Raw genomic sequence first — 1,067 nt, forward strand, 5'->3', positions numbered from 1 at the left:
GCTACACCGAGCGCATGCATTTGCCGGGCATCAAGCTCACGGCATGGCCGCAGAGCGTGGAGCACTACTTCCTGCTGCGGCGCGCGGCCAAGCCCTCGGCCGACCGGCTGCGCATCGGCCAGCCGATCTCGTGGGCCGAGGCCGGCCAGCGGCCGCTGTGCCTGCTCACGCCCGACATGCACAACCGCTCCATCATCGACCAGGCGCTGCGCGACGCCGGCATTGCGCTGGAGCCGGCCATCGAAACCAACTCGGTACTTACCCTTGCATTGGCCGTGCTCGCGGGCACCGTGAGCAGCGTGCTGCCGGGGTCGATGGTCGCGGCCGTGCGCAGCTACCGCGAGCTGGAGGCCTTGCCGCTGGTCGCCCCCGAGGTCAAGACGCCGCTGGGCTTCATGACCCAGACCGGCGTGCGCCCCTCGCGCGCGCTCGATGCCGCCCTGGTGTTCCTGCAGACGCCGGCATGGCGCGAGCAGGTGCGGCTGCACAGCGGCGCGCTCGGCGAATAGCCTCGGCGCGGCACCGTCGCCTGACGGGGGCCATTTAGTTATTGAATCGATCGATGTGCCGATCGAATTTGACGCGCCCAGGGCCGCCCCACACACTCGGTCAGCTCTCAAGCCTTGCTGGGGGGCATTCCCGAGACATCGAAAAAAGGCCCAGGCAGTGAACAACCACCCAGCCACGACCCGCGAGACAACAACAAAGGCAGCAGCCAGCACGCACACCATCGTGCCGCTCGCCACCGCCGACGAAATGCGCGAGMGCATCCGCCGCAAGAGCAAGCTCAAGGGCCGCCAGCCCGACGAAGCGGCGCTCGTCGAAGTGCGCACGCTGATCGGCGCGCGTCCGGCCGAGGGCCACCGGCGCGACCTGCTCATCGAGCACCTGCACAAGCTCAACGACGCCTTCCGCTGCCTGCACGACCGCCACCTGGTGGCGCTGGCGCGCGAAATGAACATCCCGATGGCCGAGGTCTACGAGGTCGCGACCTTCTATCACCACTTCGAGGTGGTGCGCGGCGACGAGGCCGCGCCGGGCCTCACGGTGCGCGTGTGCGACGGCCT

General features: G+C 68.9%; 2 protein-coding genes. Both read left to right on the forward strand.

Annotated elements, in window-relative coordinates; translation table 11 throughout:
* Positions 1-509: LysR family transcriptional regulator substrate-binding protein (locus AC1DOC_RS34805; RefSeq protein ID WP_478131730.1), on the forward strand; the 509-nt coding region annotated here is incomplete at its 5' end.
* A 247-nt stretch (positions 510-756) separates the two neighbouring features.
* Positions 757-1,067 (forward strand): NADH-quinone oxidoreductase subunit NuoE family protein (locus tag AC1DOC_RS34810; protein ID WP_478131731.1); only part of this gene is annotated, 311 nt, incomplete at its 3' end.

The sequence above is a fragment of the Variovorax sp. 01T439_2 genome (assembly GCF_056398445.1).